The organism is Burkholderia savannae (genome assembly GCF_001524445.2).
GTDB lineage: Bacteria > Pseudomonadota > Gammaproteobacteria > Burkholderiales > Burkholderiaceae > Burkholderia > Burkholderia savannae.
This window is the reverse complement of sequence record NZ_CP013419.1, coordinates 21,568-34,235: the sequence shown is the minus strand read 5'-3', so window position 1 is coordinate 34,235 and position 12,668 is coordinate 21,568. Positions and strand designations below refer to the sequence as shown.

The 12,668-nt window shown below is 60.5% G+C and carries 17 protein-coding genes; 4 read left to right on the top strand and 13 right to left on the bottom strand.

The genetic code is table 11. The features are described 5' to 3' along the window. Positions 1-77: 77 nt before the first annotated feature. From WS78_RS33830 to WS78_RS33805, 6 genes are all read right to left on the bottom strand, one after another. Entirely contained in the window at positions 78-1,103 is a 1,026-nt protein-coding gene (locus WS78_RS33830) for an AAA family ATPase (protein WP_059579459.1), read from the bottom strand. Between the two features lie 38 nt (positions 1,104-1,141). Further along, the gene (locus WS78_RS33825; RefSeq protein ID WP_059579464.1) at positions 1,142-1,444 is read right to left on the bottom strand and encodes a helix-turn-helix domain-containing protein; all 303 of its coding nucleotides are present in this window, start codon (positions 1,442-1,444) and stop codon (positions 1,142-1,144) included. A 318-nt stretch (positions 1,445-1,762) separates the two neighbouring features. After that, positions 1,763-1,987, bottom strand: a complete 225-nt coding sequence (locus tag WS78_RS38445) for a hypothetical protein (RefSeq protein ID WP_059579467.1) — start codon at positions 1,985-1,987, stop codon at positions 1,763-1,765. Positions 1,988-2,479: 492 nt separating this feature from the next. After that, complete coding sequence (locus tag WS78_RS33815; protein ID WP_059579470.1) at positions 2,480-3,577, bottom strand: hypothetical protein; 1,098 nt, start codon at positions 3,575-3,577, stop codon at positions 2,480-2,482. A 227-nt stretch (positions 3,578-3,804) separates the two neighbouring features. Next, a complete protein-coding gene (locus WS78_RS33810) occupies positions 3,805-4,536 on the bottom strand; it encodes a DUF5677 domain-containing protein (RefSeq protein WP_156437551.1) in 732 nt (243 codons plus the stop codon). 117 nt (positions 4,537-4,653) lie between these two features. Further along, entirely contained in the window at positions 4,654-5,802 is a 1,149-nt protein-coding gene (locus WS78_RS33805; RefSeq protein ID WP_059579478.1) for a helix-turn-helix domain-containing protein, read from the bottom strand. Positions 5,803-7,320: 1,518 nt separating this feature from the next. Here WS78_RS33805 and WS78_RS33800 point away from each other — a divergent pair. The 4 genes from WS78_RS33800 (at position 7,321) to WS78_RS33790 (ending at position 9,189) form a co-directional block, all read left to right on the top strand. Continuing rightward, positions 7,321-8,325, top strand: coding sequence for a PRTRC system protein D (locus WS78_RS33800; protein ID WP_059579483.1), 1,005 nt, complete (start codon positions 7,321-7,323; stop codon positions 8,323-8,325). Positions 8,326-8,334: 9 nt separating this feature from the next. Continuing rightward, a complete protein-coding gene (locus WS78_RS33795) occupies positions 8,335-8,670 on the top strand; it encodes a hypothetical protein (RefSeq protein ID WP_059579486.1) in 336 nt (111 codons plus the stop codon). A gap of 118 nt (positions 8,671-8,788) precedes the next feature. Further along, positions 8,789-8,938 (top strand): hypothetical protein, encoded by a 150-nt coding sequence (locus WS78_RS36785; protein ID WP_156432286.1) that lies wholly within the window; start codon positions 8,789-8,791, stop codon positions 8,936-8,938. Beyond that, positions 8,935-9,189, top strand: a complete 255-nt coding sequence (locus WS78_RS33790) for a hypothetical protein (RefSeq protein ID WP_059579491.1) — start codon at positions 8,935-8,937, stop codon at positions 9,187-9,189. Before WS78_RS36785 ends, WS78_RS33790 begins: the two co-directional genes overlap by 4 nt. A gap of 36 nt (positions 9,190-9,225) precedes the next feature. Here WS78_RS33790 and WS78_RS33785 read toward each other — a convergent pair whose 3' ends face one another. The 7 genes from WS78_RS33785 to WS78_RS33755 all read right to left on the bottom strand — a co-directional run bounded on the left by WS78_RS33785 (position 9,226) and on the right by WS78_RS33755 (position 12,668). Further along, positions 9,226-10,614, bottom strand: a complete 1,389-nt coding sequence (locus tag WS78_RS33785; RefSeq protein WP_059579539.1) for an ISL3 family transposase — start codon at positions 10,612-10,614, stop codon at positions 9,226-9,228. Positions 10,615-10,679: 65 nt separating this feature from the next. Continuing rightward, positions 10,680-11,048 carry a hypothetical protein gene (locus tag WS78_RS37360; RefSeq protein WP_197419459.1) on the bottom strand — a complete coding sequence of 123 codons (369 nt, stop codon included), beginning with the start codon at positions 11,046-11,048 and terminating at the stop codon, positions 10,680-10,682. 23 nt (positions 11,049-11,071) lie between these two features. After that, positions 11,072-11,257 carry a hypothetical protein gene (locus WS78_RS33775; RefSeq protein WP_059579494.1) on the bottom strand — a complete coding sequence of 62 codons (186 nt, stop codon included), beginning with the start codon at positions 11,255-11,257 and terminating at the stop codon, positions 11,072-11,074. 15 nt (positions 11,258-11,272) lie between these two features. Beyond that, entirely contained in the window at positions 11,273-11,530 is a 258-nt protein-coding gene (locus tag WS78_RS33770) for a hypothetical protein (RefSeq protein ID WP_059579497.1), read from the bottom strand. An 11-nt stretch (positions 11,531-11,541) separates the two neighbouring features. After that, positions 11,542-11,934 (bottom strand): hypothetical protein, encoded by a 393-nt coding sequence (locus WS78_RS33765; protein WP_059579500.1) that lies wholly within the window; start codon positions 11,932-11,934, stop codon positions 11,542-11,544. Between the two features lie 31 nt (positions 11,935-11,965). Beyond that, positions 11,966-12,253: a hypothetical protein gene (locus WS78_RS33760; RefSeq protein WP_059579505.1), complete on the bottom strand. Its 288-nt coding sequence runs from the start codon at positions 12,251-12,253 to the stop codon at positions 11,966-11,968. Positions 12,254-12,272: 19 nt separating this feature from the next. Next, positions 12,273-12,668: a hypothetical protein gene (locus WS78_RS33755; RefSeq protein WP_059579508.1), complete on the bottom strand. Its 396-nt coding sequence runs from the start codon at positions 12,666-12,668 to the stop codon at positions 12,273-12,275.

The window sequence follows — 12,668 nt, the reverse complement described above, 5'->3', positions numbered from 1 at the left end:
GCGACGAACCGCCCCCCGGGCTGTGTGCTGTAAAGGCAACGGCCTCAGACGTGTTGTGAAGTACGAGGTGGGGACGCTTATCGGCCTCTGGTGGCATCTCTGGACGGTTTGCTGTTATTTTCGAGTCGTGCGCTCAGGCGACGTCGTTCCTCCAATGCTCGAACGAGCATCTGCGTCGAAACCTGCTCGCCTTCGTGCATCACGGTTTCCTTGATCGCTTCGTCCACCGCGCGCCGGATCTCTGCATAGCTAAGACCTTCCGCTTTGGCCACCAAGGACTTCAACGCGAGCGGCTTCGGCGCAAATCGCGCGAGTCGACTGCGAATCAGTTCTCCCGCTTGCTGAGCGCTGGGCAAGTGGTACTCCAGGACATCATCAAATCGGCGAAAGAGCGCGTAGTCGAGGATCTCGGGATGGTTGGTCGCGGCGACGATCAGACTGTGAGACTGGTCGTGCTCGATCATCTGCAGGAAGCTGTTGAGCACGCGCCGTATTTCTCCCACGTCGTGCGCCAGCCCACGCTGAGATCCAATGGCATCGAACTCGTCGAAAAAGTACACGCCGCGAACGTCGCTGATGGCGTCGAACACCTGGCGCAGCTTGGCCGCGGTTTCGCCCATAAATTTGGTGATCAGCGCATCGAGGCGCACCAGAAAGAGCGGCACGCCAAGTTCGCCGGCCAGCACCGAGGCGGTCATCGTCTTTCCTGTGCCAGGGGGCCCTACGAGCAGCAGCTTGCGTCGCGGCGATAGCCCGTGCTCGCGTATGCGCGCGTTCAAGCGCTGCTCCTTCAGGATGCGCTGGATTTGTTCGACGACGCCTGCATCCAGGACCATGTCGACCAGCCGGCTCTTGGGATAGGTCACATGCAGCAGATTGGCCAGTTCGCCACGCGGTTTGGCAAGCGGCACCAGCTTGCCTGGCTCTGCGTTGAGCCCACGGGACTTCGCGGCGTCGATCATGTCACGTAGCTCTTCAGCCAACTTGCCGTGCCCGACCTTGGCCTCATGCGCTGCCACCTGCATCGCCACGGAATAGAACTGGCCATCGTCACGGTTGATATGTGACTTCACGAGCGCCCTGAGTTGATCAGCGCTGGCCATGATAGGCTACCTCCCTACGAATCGTTGCAAGCTGCGAATCAGCCATGCGTGACCTCATTCCGATCAGCCGGCGCCGATGACACCACCGCGCGCCGCAATTCATCAACCAGACGTTCGTCGATGAACCCCAGGTCAGAGGGCTCGGCAGCCACCAGAAACAATGTCCCGACGGGCACATGCAAAGCGTCTGCAATTTTCGCGACCATAGAAAGCGTAGGGTCGCGCTTGTTGTTCTCAAGAAGCGACAGGTAAGAGACGGAACATGCGGCGCGGCGGGCCACGTCGCCCTGTGAGATGCCCCTATGCTGGCGAAACCAGCGAATCGCTTGTCCTACGTTCATATTGATCCTCGGCGGCGACCACCTAGCTCGCCTCAACCCATCTTGAGTTTGCCATTTTACCAGCAGTCAAATCAATCGAGGACTCTTTCGAAGGCCGCGGCGGGATACGTCACAGGGAGTCCCCGTGGCGATCTGAACGCTCGGGATGTTTGCGCGCCGTGCGCAAGTATCTAGGCTTCCAAGGGACATTGCTCCGACGAGACTTTGCCGGGCACTACTGCTGCTGACGAACGCTCATAATGCGCTCAACATGGTGGCCTCCTTGACGGCGTTGAAAACGGCCATGATGACCTTGTCCAGATTGGTCGAGGTCACGCTCTACAGCGTGTTGCGGCGGCTCAACGCTGTACGTGATTCGAGGAGCGCGTGGTAGATCGTCCACGGATCGGCGTCCCGGTTCAGCTTCATCATCGCTTGGATCAGACCGTGCTCAAGCGGATCAAAATGCCGGTCCCGAACACGCTGTCCACGATTGCCCACGTTCATGGCCAGCAGGTTGCCTGCCTTCACCTCGTAGCTGATCCAGCGCGCGAATTCCGCCATGGGCAGGTTGTGGGAGGCTTCGAAAACATCGAACAGTTCTGTGCGCCGCCGTTGAATGTCCGAAAGCGGCGCAGGGATAGGAGCTCGCAGCGGCGAGACTGCCGGCAGCCGCTACGCAGCCACCGCTGGCACCAGCGGGAGGGAGTCGCCGGTCTTGGCCACAACAAGGATCGGCGTCGTCACAGGATGCTGAGGCCGCGCCTCTGCGTGGGAGCCACTCCATGCGCCAGTCATGTCTTCGCGATGGATGGTCGGTCGACGGCGTGCTCGCGGCTTTCCTGCTCTCATAATCGATGTCCGTTTACGACCCAGTGTGGCCGTTCGCCATATACCGCTAAACGGCCGCAATGCAGCGAATAGCGGACGCGACATCCCCACGACTTTTGGAGACCGGTGGCCGATCAGACCGACACCTTCCGGTGCAGTGACCTTCTGGAATTGCACGATTCGGCTGCAGATCAAGGCCCGGCGTTCGCACGAGAACGTGATAACTCATGAAACCGTCACCAGTCGCAGCACGCGCTCGACGGGCCGGTATTCGAGGGAAACGACCATTCGCTCCGGATACCCGTCTGCCCTCGGGAATTCGAGCATGATGTTGAACTTGCTGAGCTGGTGCGTGGGCTCATCGACCCACTCCATGTTGTACAGGTAGCTCATCCGCAGTTTCTCGCGGATAGCCGCCTCCAGCTCCGCTTTGGTCAAGTCGGCGAGGCCAGCTTTCATCATTTTCCCAAGCTTCACGGTCTTCAGATACTTCTCGAATTTGTCGTCCTCGATGACAACTGCGAACTCATCGAGCGGGGCGATCTCCTTAGACATCGCTCGCAACGCGATTTCAAGATCGTCGTCCGACTCCTTTAGGAACATCTGCTCGGGCTTGTAGGACAAGAAGGTGTCGAAGTACATCGACTGAAGGCTCTTTAGCTGGAGGCCAAGGGCTGTGTAGTCATGGAGATGCAGGTTGCAGTTCTCGGTGTTCGGCCGGTCATCCTCATGTCCGAGGATGACGGTATTTCCCTGCTTGATCACCAGATTCACGAGATGCATCGACACGAATGTCTTGGCAAGGCTTGCATAGGTGCAAGGGACGTAGCCAAGGTAGGCTTTGTGTGCCCGTAGCTTGCTGTCGATGGCGGTGACGCTGCCCTCGGAAAGGTTGTTGACGTAGATGACGTAGCAGAAGCATGGATGCTTGAAGTTCAAGTCTTTGGAGACAATCGCTGAACGGCGAAGCAGCGCGCGTGCGATCTCGTCCCTGTCGTCGACCAACTCGCCGCCAAGAATGCTGTGCGTCGTTTTGCGGTCGAGCGCCTTGAACAGCGCGTCGGCGCATTCCACACCCGGAACGAACGTGTTCTCGCAGCGATGCTCGTCGAAAAGAAATGCCGCCTCGTGCTTCGTCGGCTGCGGCGTCAGCGCACTTCGGAGTGACGAGTAGTCGACACCCTTCGCGCGAAGGATCGTTAGGAAATCGATGTGAAAGCGCTGAATTTCATGGAAGGTGCGCGAATCAGTCCAGCCGTAGTGCTTCCGGATAACCGGGAGCTGCACGTTGCCGCGCGCGTTAAGTGTATGGATGCCAGCCATAACACGAGTACATATGAGGATTTCTGTGAATTTGATCAGTCAGTTCAGCACCGCGATCACCTCGATCGGTGACCGTGAACGCTGATCTTACAGCCAACCAATGACGGACGCCGCTCGACTAGAGCCTTGCCCTCCGGCGTTTGTAAAGTAGCGCGACTGGTCCGGTCGCTCATGCTTCCCTCTCCATGCAGCGCACTACGCTTCCAGCCCGCCCAGCTAACCGGGGCCTACTCGACGAGTGCCTGCGCTGCGCTCCATGTTGCGTCGGCAGCGTCGATTACTTGCCGCAGCTCGGCGTCGGTCAGGTCGGTGTAGTGCGATGCCGTTACAACCGCTTGGCACAAAATGCTGACGGCTACATTCAGCAGGCTGGCAGTTAGCGCTTTCGGCGCTTCGACATGGTAGCGAAGCTCGAAACGGTCAGCATGACGCGCCAACAATGTTGTGAGTTGGTTATGTGCGAACGAGCAAAAGACGCGGTAGGCCACGTATGTAGACAAGATGTTTGCTCTCTTGAATCGCTGGTACACGTCGAGCTTGCCATAGCCCTTCGCTTCCAACTCATCGCGCACCGGTTCCGCATCGGCTTTCCATTTGGCCAATGTTTCCTGCGCGTCCGCGTTGCCCTGCATCTCGGGGTCCGCCGCATATTCAGTGAACAACACGACATCGGCACGCGCGTTGTCGTACCTGATCTGGTCGACGAATGCAGGGTCGCTTACTAGGTTCAGCAGATTCGCATGTCCCTCTAGCATTGAGCGTACCATGACTGGTGCATGGGACGAGAAGCCGCCCTCTATCAAGTGCAGGGTCGCCGCAAACTGTTCGGCGATAGTCAGACACAGCGTTGCAGCGACGCGATGTTCGCCACTATCCTGCACGCGCCCACGCAACAGCAGCCCATCGATCTGTGCCCTTATATCGTGCGCGGCCACAAGCATTGCGGGTATGTTCGGCATTGCGTTCCCTTCTCGCGCGTGGCGGACCCATTCGGCGTCAAATATACGCCGAACTTCGGTCATTCGATGAAACTAGTCGACTGTCCCTTGGTGGCCGAATGCCGATTGTCCCCTCAGTTAACCTGTCATAGTTTTCCCGGGCATGCCCAGGATGCGATACAGCGCCTGACGTGAAATGCCCAGCGCCGCCGCGGCATGACTCTTGTTCCCGCCGGCCGCGTCGAGCGCCGTTTCTACTTTCTCGACGGTCGGCAGCGCTTTCTTCAGCATGTCCTGCCGCACAAACGTTGACAGGTACGCATTCGCCTTCGACTTGCGGCTGTGTCCAGCGGCCTCCACCACTCGGCGCTTGGCTTCCGCATGGGCGGCCGCATCCGGGCGCGCCGCCGATCCCTTGATCGGTGCCGGCGCTGCCGCGACCTGTTCGTAGAGCGTCTGCAGATACTCGTGACGCAACCCATGGCTCGTCACACCGATCCCGCTTTTCGTCACGCCATGCTTGGCGAGCACGTAGTAATACCAGTCGCGCCACTGCTTCAACGTCCGGCCGACTGGAATCGTGGACCCCGTGACGCCGTTGCTCAGCCGCGCAGCTTCCTCGAGAATCGCAACCTTCCGTTCGATCGGCACCTCCCGCGGCCGCCCGCCCTTTGTCCCGCACGTCACCGCCAGTACATTCGGATCGCGAACCGCCTCCACCGGACGCAGCATGAAGCTCTCTTCGACGCGCAAGCCAAAAGCGGCCTGCTGCTTGAGTTGCACAGCCGTGTATGGACATGTCTTCGCGATCTCTTCGATCTTGGCCGCCGCGTCCACCTCGTTCCCCACCCACGATTTGTCTTCGGTTGCGACGTAGCTGCGCTCGAGGCCGGCCTCGCGGCGATCGACGTAGTCGCCGAGCGTGCCGACGAGGTTCGCCTTACCTAGCCACTGCGCGAGTGCCCGCAAGTAGGTGAGCTTGTTCTCGATCGTGCCGCCGGACTGTTCAGCCTTCACCCATCGATCGATCAAGTACTCGATGTGCTTCTCCTTCAACGACCACGGCGTTTGCAGGGCGAACCCGCCGTCACGCAGTTCGACGAACGCCTTGCAGATCGCGGTCGCCCGGTATTCCTGCGTCTTGATCGACAACGCACGTTTGCTGATCCTCGTCGTGCTGTGGATCTCGGCGACATGCTGATCGAACAGCACCAGCAGTGCATCGCGAAACTCCGGCGGCAGTCGATAGCGGCCCACAACAGCTCGGACGTTGAGGATCGCAGCCATACTCCTACTCCTTGCGGCCAACGCCGCTTGCACCCAGCGGACATCACCCGCCGCTCAATACCATTAATCGGTCATGCCAAGCACGTCGCGTTTCCCCGCGACGTCGTCCCACATCTCGGCGCGACGACATCATCGCCCCTGGCCCGAGGGGCTCACGCCGACTCCCGCTTGCGAACACAACGTACAGCCCTGGTGCTTCGTCAAGCACAGGTCTCCGCGGCGCCACGCGTCGAAAATCACTCCAACGCGGTAGGTGTCATCGTTCAACCCAACCCGCGCGTGGGACATTCGTCTCTGCGCTGGGAATTCGGCATCGACCGTCAGCGCCCGCTTCGCGCAGGCTTTCCTCGCGTCAGACAACGCGGAGTGTTCCCGACAGTTCAGATCGGCCCCATAGACGTTCACCTTAACCGTCCGTTGCGTGCCCCTACCTGGCACCACGCTGGACTATCCCTCTACCGCCATCGCTATCGCGCAAGCGGCTCCGCCGGAATCCGCCGGTGCGGTCCCGCCCTTCCTGTCCTTTAGCGATTCCATCCGATCAGCCCGACGCATGGGAAGTACATGCGTTCCGACCGTCCATCCTGCTGCCATGACCGACGCGGCCCCCGCTTCGCGCAAACCGTCACCGATCATTTCGCGCCCGCTTGTCGGACGCGCTGCGCGGATTGCCTCCGCCCAGTCCAGCTTCGTGGCTACCCTGCCAGCCTGACGCTTGCGCGTCTCGGCGTCGACGATCCTCGCGGTCGCCGGCGCCGGGCTAAGTGCCGGGCAATTCCTGTTGCGCATTTTGGTTACGGCTGCGCCTACCGTTCGTTCTTCCAATCGGGGAATCGCGACGCCGGCTTCTCCGGATCGCAAGACTTCCCCCGCCCCCAAGCACGTTCATGTCGGCCGCGGTGTATCGGGCTTCCTGAACGCACCCAGCTCGTTCGCTGAAAGGGCGTGAGTAGACGCAATCGAGGCCACGTGAACTGTCCGCTGTCCGGCGTCCACATGTCCTCATTGCATCCCATTGCGACAAACCGCCGCCAATCGTATGGATATCGCACTGTCCAGGGGTCCTCAAGGTGGACCACTGTGTACTTGATTTGCTTCAAAAGAAGGCCGCGTCAATGTGCGGCCCGGACATTTCACTGCGTAGAAGGCCCAGGACGGGCCAGAAGGAAGGTGTGAGCGCCTGGTGCTCGGGTTCGATGCGTCGATGACGCGGTAGGTGATGCCAAGAATAGGCCGATTTGTCACGCTCGACAGCGCGAAAGCTGACGGGAAGTGCACGGCTTTCCGAAACTTGACTTTGCGACCCGCTCGATAGACTGGATCACGCAATCTCGGACCTTATCCGGGAGATTGACGGGCCCAGCTCTGCTATCTCCCACTTTATGTCCGACTTCGGAGACGACCCATCCTCAATGTCCGACTTTATCTAGGACTTTCGAATTTAGGTCGTACCGTAGGTCGACTTCAGATTCGACATTGCACCTGCTTTCCATGAACCATCGACCAAAGGAGTCACCCTTGAAAACCGCAGTCTTTGCTATCGACGTCGGCTACGGCAACACGAAGTATGCCCACCGTGCCGCGAACAATTCCATCGTCGCAGGCATGTTCCCTTCCCTCGCACCGCTTGCTGCCAGTCGCGCCATCGCCGGCTACGGAGAAGGTGTCCTGACCGCGCGCAAAGTGGCCACCATCGTCATCGATCTAGTCGAGTACGAGGTCGGCCCCGACGTCTCGCTGACCGCCGCCTACGGCAACACGGGGCGCGCACTCGCGGACGACTACGTGCTCTCGGACAACTACGCCGCGCTGCTCTTCGGCGCGATCCACTTCGCAGGCGTGTCGCACATCGAACGCCTGGTGCTCGGCCTACCCGTCCACAACATGAAGAAGTACGCGACCGAACTCAAGGAACGCTTCACTGGCGAACTGGATTTCGGCGCCGGCCGCGTGACGATCGACAAGGTCATGGTGATCCCGCAGCCGCTCGGCTCGCTCGTTCTCGCGTCCAGCGGTCGGCAAGGTGGCTTCGCGCGGGACGTCGAGCATCTCGTCGTCGACGTCGGTTACTTCACGACCGATTGGGTCTACGCGAGCGGTTTCACGATGGACGACAAGCGCAGCAGCGGTATGCCGGGCGGCGCATCGCAGATCTATCAGCGGATCGCGTCGCTGATCGCCCGGGACCAGGGCGACGCAGTGGAGGATATCGAGCGGATCGACAAAGCGCTGCGTGAGCAGACGCCGTTCTTCTTCTTTGGCACCAACATTGATCTCGCACCCTATCTCGAGCAAGCGCAACCGCTGATTTCAGGCGTCGTGAAGGAAATGCAGAACAACGTCGGCCGGCTGGCGAACGTCCGGTCGATCATCCTGTCCGGTGGAGGAGCGGCACTATATGCGGCGGTGATCCGCCGCGCCTTCCCGCGCGTGGTGATCGAATTGATCGACGCGCCGTGCCTTGCAAACGTGCGGGGATTCCTGCTGGTCGGCGAATCGACGATCGCCCGCGAGCGTCGTTAAGGAGGTGGCATGAGCGACAAGATCGAGATGACCATCACGATCAACGAGCTCGTGTCGCCGCTGCTGTTCGAGCGGTTGAGCGCGTGTCCTACGGCCCGTCGTCGGGCCGCCGTCCTCAAGGCGCTGGCGGAATCAGCCCTGCGTCTGGAAATGATCGGGCACGTCGTCGCCGCACCACGAGTGGCCACGCCACTCCCTCCGCCGGCGGCACGACAAGCACCGCAGCTACGCGACTCAAGTGCGGGTGATAGCGAGGGTTTTCAAGTAATCCACGTTGGGGATGGAAACCTCGACAGCGCGGACTTCGGCGATGCGCTTCACGATCAACTCGGGACGTGGCTTTAATCTTAGGCCAGCCCGATTTTTCGGGATTTGCTTTTTGTATAGGCCTGAGAAAATTGCTGTGTGAGGTCGGTGTCCAAGGCGTGTTCCATGTCTTGCGCCGATAGATAAGGAGAAAAACATGCTGGAACTGATCGAGTGGATTCGCACCGGTGAAATCGTAGACAAGCTCACGTCGCCGCTCTTTCTCGCCTGCGCAGTTGCGTTCGCGGTCGCGGGCTACTACTGCGCAGAAGCGCTCTCTGCCGCTCAACGCCAAGGTGAAGAATGAGCACGATCGGGGGCTTCACTTCGGCCATCGTACGCGGTTTCAATGCGTTGCCCTTCGTTTTGCGCCGCCTCATTATCGTGATGATGTGCTCGGCCATCTGGCTGGCGGGCTGTTTCATGTACAAGGCAGGGGCGAGCGACCTCGCCATGCTGTTTCTGTTCGGTGGTGCAATCGGCGCGCTGTGGGCCAGCGGCACGTGGCGTATCTTCCGCTTAGTGCTGCTGCTGGTACTCATCTTCGCCGGCGATTAAGAAAAAAGGGTATCCGTTTTTCGCGGTTGAAACGGGTCAGATTTCACCCGTCTCGATCAACTGCGCCAGTGTTGATATGTCCACGCCGTAGTTCTTCGGCGCTTGTGTTGATCCGGACTTCTCGCGCGGCTTCTTCTCGGGCGGTTCCACGACGATCAGATCGGTCATCGCCACCGCATCTTCCGGCACGCCGTACTCCAGCACTTCCTTCAGATCCGCCGGCCGCACGCGGCGCTCGAACTTCGGCCGGCTGTTGGTCCGCTTGAAGGCCCCCTCGGCAAACAGGATCTTCGCCCGCAGCGCTTCAAAGCTGTACCCCCGGCCCAGCCGGTTCATCACCCGGATCAGGTTGTTCAGGCTTTCCGTGTAGGCGTTCGTGATCGGGTGAGCGAAGTACGTAAGAATCTCCGGCATCCAGTTTTGGAACGCCTTGGTCAGCGGCTCGAAGTGCCCGTGCAGGCCGTGGGGGATGGACCTGTACCAGTCACCGAAGGCATCATGCGCCTCGTCCGGGCTCGCGCTGTCGTAGATGCCATAGAAGGCTTCCTTGAGCCGGTACGCCTCGCCGAGCAGCGGGTAGTTCAGCGTCCAGCCTTCCATCAGCAGACGCTCCTGATCGGTCAGGTCGCGCTCGCGCTTGAGCAGCACGAACCGGTCGCGCATGAGCGTGCGGCGCTGCTTGGCCGTCAGGTTCTTGCGGGTGGCCTTGCGCACGGACTCCACGGCGTCGTTGGCCATGCGCACGACGTGGAACTTGTCCACGATGACCGTCGCATGCGGCAGGACGGCGTGCGCGGCGTCCCGGTACGGCCGCCACATGTCCATTGCGACGTATTGCACCCTGTCACGCCCTTCGAGCCCGTAGAAGTACCGTTCCACCGTCGACTTGTTCCGGTTCGGCAGCAGCTCGACGATGGTGTTGTTGGCGATGTTCGTGATGACGCCTCGCGGGCGGATCAGGTGAATCTCATCGATGCCCATCCACTTCGGCGTCTCGAACCGGATGTGCTGCTGCAGTTCATTCACGTAGTCCCGGAAGACTGAGCGCACTGTGCTCTCGACGATGCCGACTTCCTCGGCGATGCTGGCGAAGGTCCGTTTGATCGCCTGGCGGCCGATCCAGTCCACCAGGCGCTTGGTCATCGCGCGCTTCTCATCGACTTCCGGCAGCGGCTCGCTGAACGTCTTGCTGCAGGCGCGGCACTGCATGCGCCGGGTGCCGACGTACATGCCCACCCGCTTGCCGTGCATCGGCAGGTCCCGGACGAGCTGCTCACGGCGGCCGAAGCCGACCAGGTGATCGGAATTGCAGTGGGGGCATTGTGTGGGGGGTTGCTTGACCTCGACGTTCACGTGGTAGTCGTGGTCGTTCTGCTCGACTGCCAATACGGCGTAGGCCGGCAGGTTCAGGATGTTTGCGGGCATCGTATTGCTGTCCTGGGCGTTGCTCCTGGCGGCTAGCACAGAATGCATGCGCACCAAGTTGGCTTTCATTTGGCGGCGCAGTCCACGCCGAACAAGCGCTTCGCGTAGTCGAGTTGCCCAGCGACACTGGCCTTGATCGTTGCCCGGCCTGCGATCATCGCTGCGGCCAGCCGATGGTTACCGTCCTGGACGAGCCAGCGGACATAGCAGCGCAGCACCGGCACGCCGACATCGACCTCGATTGCGTCGGAAGCCTCATTCTCGACGAGGAAGGCAATGCGCCCTGCGTGGTCCGAGGTCCCCGGCACGGGCACCAACTGCCGCTCCTTGAGCGCACGTGTCACATCGCCACGGGTCACCTTGACCTCCCAGGGATGCCCGCGAAACGGGTTGCAATGCCTTGCGAGTCGATGGACTGGAAGATCGACGTGCATTTGTACTTTCCTTGGCGATGGCTTCAAAGGCCGAGCGCGCGGCAGGCGTCCGCCCACGCCCACGATTCGCGCTGCCCATAGCCAACCACCTTCCGTGCGGTGGCGTGCAGCTTCACGCAGTAGCGCACCTTGCCGCCTGCGAATGTGCCGGTCTCCTTCTGCACAATCGCCGCCGGATGCTTAGCTTTCACGCGGTCTTTCGAAGTCATCTGTTCTTTCCGTGCTCAAAACTGGATCGTGTCCGTCGGCACTTCGATTCCATGGTGCTGCAGGATAGCCTCTCGGAAAACATGCCACTCGGCAGCACCGGCCGCCTCATGCGTGCAATGCAGGCACTGGTCCGCGCCAGCCATTTGCTCGGTGACCGTTCGGTGTACATCGATCCCAAATCGCTTGCTGAATCGTCCTACGCATGAGCCATCATGCCCCGTCACCCACACGGTATCGCCCGCCGCAGATACATCGATGCTGTAGAGGTCCATCGTTTTCCCCCTCAGCCCAGCCACACGCGATAGCGGTCGCCCCAGTCGTACAGTTCTTCCAGCCACGCGTTGATGACCTCGCACGGGGTGTCACACCAGTCTTTGGTCGGCGTGAAGTCGGCGGCGGTAGCCTGTTCGAGACGCTCCATCAGGTCTTCGAAGTCCATGCTGTAGTTGTCATGCTCATGCTCTCGCCAGGCGGCCGGAACACACGTCTTGAGCAGGACAAAGAGGCGATGGCTCATGTCCACGGCCTGCTCCGCCATCAAATCGTCACCGAAGGCGGCGAACTCAGCCAGCAGAGCCCTCAAGGGGACCTTCACGTCCCAAATCGGCTTGCCCGCCCCACGACGTTCAGTGGCAACCCGATGACATTCAACGATGGATTCGATAGTGCGTGACATGATCTTTTTGGGTATCCGTTTTTCTTGTGGGTTATCGGTACAGAGCAGCGTCCAGCGCTTCCAATGATTCTGCGAGATCGCGCCATTCGGTCCAGTCGCTGTCAGCACCGACCTTGCTATGCACTCGCCGCGCACATGCGATCACCGACAGTATCTCCTCCGCCGGGCCTAGCTTCACCGCGTTGCGCAACGCCAGCACGGCCATATCGTGGCGCTCCGCCACGCCGTCGTCGTCAATATCGGACAGGACTTTCTTGGCCGCCGTCACCATCATGGCCAACTGCGCTTCAAGCTCCTTGATCTTCTGTTCTTGGTTCATGAGGCTTCTTCCTGTGAGGTTAGGCGGCCCGCGCAGCCACCGGCCCGCACATCGCCTTGTCGAGTGCCTTGACGTAGAAGGCGTGCAGCTCGTGAAACTCCGGCTCGTAGCATTCGATGCGGGAATCGGGCTGGAACGTAATGTCCACGGATACCGTCGGATGAATCTTTGCCCGCGCGCGATAGATGCTGGACGAGAATTCACCCATCGAGTCGAAATAGCGGCCGGCAACCTCAACGACCGCATGCGCCCATGCGTGTCCCTCTTTCTTCACAGCGGTTACCATCCCGCAGGGGATTCCCTGAGCTGACAGCACATCGTACAGCGCAGCCGCGAACACCGCGCAGGTGTCTTCCTGCGCGTCCTTTCGATACCGCCCCACCTTCGCCGCCAGGATGATTGCGTTGATGTCCAT

Bases quoted from the DNA above. Each gene is read 5' to 3' on its own strand.
- WS78_RS33810 (WP_156437551.1), bottom strand. From the start codon at position 4,536: ATGCCGAACATACCCGCAATGCTTGTGGCCGCGCACGATATAAGGGCA.
- WS78_RS33765 (WP_059579500.1), bottom strand. From the start codon at position 11,934: ATGTCACGCACTATCGAATCCATCGTTGAATGTCATCGGGTTGCCACT.
- WS78_RS33775 (WP_059579494.1), bottom strand. From the start codon at position 11,257: ATGACTTCGAAAGACCGCGTGAAAGCTAAGCATCCGGCGGCGATTGTG.
- WS78_RS33815 (WP_059579470.1), bottom strand. From the start codon at position 3,577: ATGGCTGGCATCCATACACTTAACGCGCGCGGCAACGTGCAGCTCCCG.
- WS78_RS33790 (WP_059579491.1), top strand. From the start codon at position 8,935: ATGAGCACGATCGGGGGCTTCACTTCGGCCATCGTACGCGGTTTCAAT.
- WS78_RS33805 (WP_059579478.1), bottom strand. From the start codon at position 5,802: ATGGCTGCGATCCTCAACGTCCGAGCTGTTGTGGGCCGCTATCGACTG.
- WS78_RS33785 (WP_059579539.1), bottom strand. From the start codon at position 10,614: ATGCCCGCAAACATCCTGAACCTGCCGGCCTACGCCGTATTGGCAGTC.
- WS78_RS37360 (WP_197419459.1), bottom strand. From the start codon at position 11,048: ATGCACGTCGATCTTCCAGTCCATCGACTCGCAAGGCATTGCAACCCG.
- WS78_RS33795 (WP_059579486.1), top strand. From the start codon at position 8,335: ATGAGCGACAAGATCGAGATGACCATCACGATCAACGAGCTCGTGTCG.
- WS78_RS33825 (WP_059579464.1), bottom strand. From the start codon at position 1,444: ATGAACGTAGGACAAGCGATTCGCTGGTTTCGCCAGCATAGGGGCATC.
- WS78_RS33770 (WP_059579497.1), bottom strand. From the start codon at position 11,530: ATGGACCTCTACAGCATCGATGTATCTGCGGCGGGCGATACCGTGTGG.
- WS78_RS33755 (WP_059579508.1), bottom strand. From the start codon at position 12,668: ATGGACATCAACGCAATCATCCTGGCGGCGAAGGTGGGGCGGTATCGA.
- WS78_RS33760 (WP_059579505.1), bottom strand. From the start codon at position 12,253: ATGAACCAAGAACAGAAGATCAAGGAGCTTGAAGCGCAGTTGGCCATG.
- WS78_RS38445 (WP_059579467.1), bottom strand. From the start codon at position 1,987: ATGGCGGAATTCGCGCGCTGGATCAGCTACGAGGTGAAGGCAGGCAAC.
- WS78_RS33830 (WP_059579459.1), bottom strand. From the start codon at position 1,103: ATGGCCAGCGCTGATCAACTCAGGGCGCTCGTGAAGTCACATATCAAC.
- WS78_RS36785 (WP_156432286.1), top strand. From the start codon at position 8,789: ATGCTGGAACTGATCGAGTGGATTCGCACCGGTGAAATCGTAGACAAG.